Raw genomic sequence first — 846 nt, 5'->3', positions numbered from 1 at the left:
CCCGGGACAAGCCCGGGCATAACGCAATAACTCAAGGGCAGCATCACTTCGCCGCGACAGTTGCGCAGCTCCATATGCGACAGGCCTGTGGCTCACCCCCGGATCACGCCCTCGACGCCCGCTGCGATCTCCAGCAGCTTGCGGTCCTGGCCGCCGGACTGCGCCAGCATCAGGCCGACCGGGACCTCGCCGTGGCGATGGGCCGGCAGCGAGATGGCGCAGCCGTCGATCATGTTGATGAAGGTGCAGTTGCGCAAGGCGCGGATGTTCTCGCGGGCGAACGCCTCGTCATCGGCGAGATCGGCGATGGCAGGCGGCGCGTTCGCGGTGGTCGGCATGACCAGCGCATCATAGGGCGCGATGCGAGCGGCGGCGCGCTTCACCAGGGAGCGGCGGGCGTTGAGCATCTCGATGTAGTCGGGAACGGTGATCGCCTCGCCGCGCAGGATGCGGACGGAGACGCGGGGATCGTAGACGTCGCCCTTGCTCGTCAGCAGGAAGCGGTGCCAGGCGTAGCTCTCGGCCGCGGCGAAGCCGCCCTTCATGCCGATGATGCCGACGTCGAGAAACTCCGGGAATTCGATGCGCTCGATCAGCGCGCCCTGCTTCGCCAGGGTCTCCAGCGCGCGCTCGAATGTCGCGGCGACCTCGGCATCGAGCTCGTCGAGCACGATCGTCGTGGGCACCGCGAGCCGCAGGCCCTTCACGGAGCGCATCGCCAGCGGCCGGATCGGCTCGTCGGCGAGCACGGAATCCAGCACCGCGCAGCACGCCACCGTATTGGCGAGCGGGCCGAAGCTGTCGAGCGTCGACGACAGTGGCACCCCGCCCTCGAGAGGCACACGC

Annotated in this window: 1 protein-coding gene; it reads right to left on the bottom strand. The window is 68.8% G+C overall.

The genetic code is table 11. The annotated features are described in order from the left end of the window. Positions 1-92: 92 nt before the first annotated feature. On the bottom strand, positions 93-846 hold a 754-nt coding region (locus BRAS3809_RS18685; protein ID WP_035656812.1), incomplete at its 5' end, for an amidase family protein.

It is taken from the genome of Bradyrhizobium sp. STM 3809, from assembly GCF_000239795.1.
Taxonomy (GTDB): Bacteria; Pseudomonadota; Alphaproteobacteria; order Rhizobiales; family Xanthobacteraceae; genus Bradyrhizobium.
This window is presented reverse-complemented; position numbering and strand designations above follow the sequence as displayed.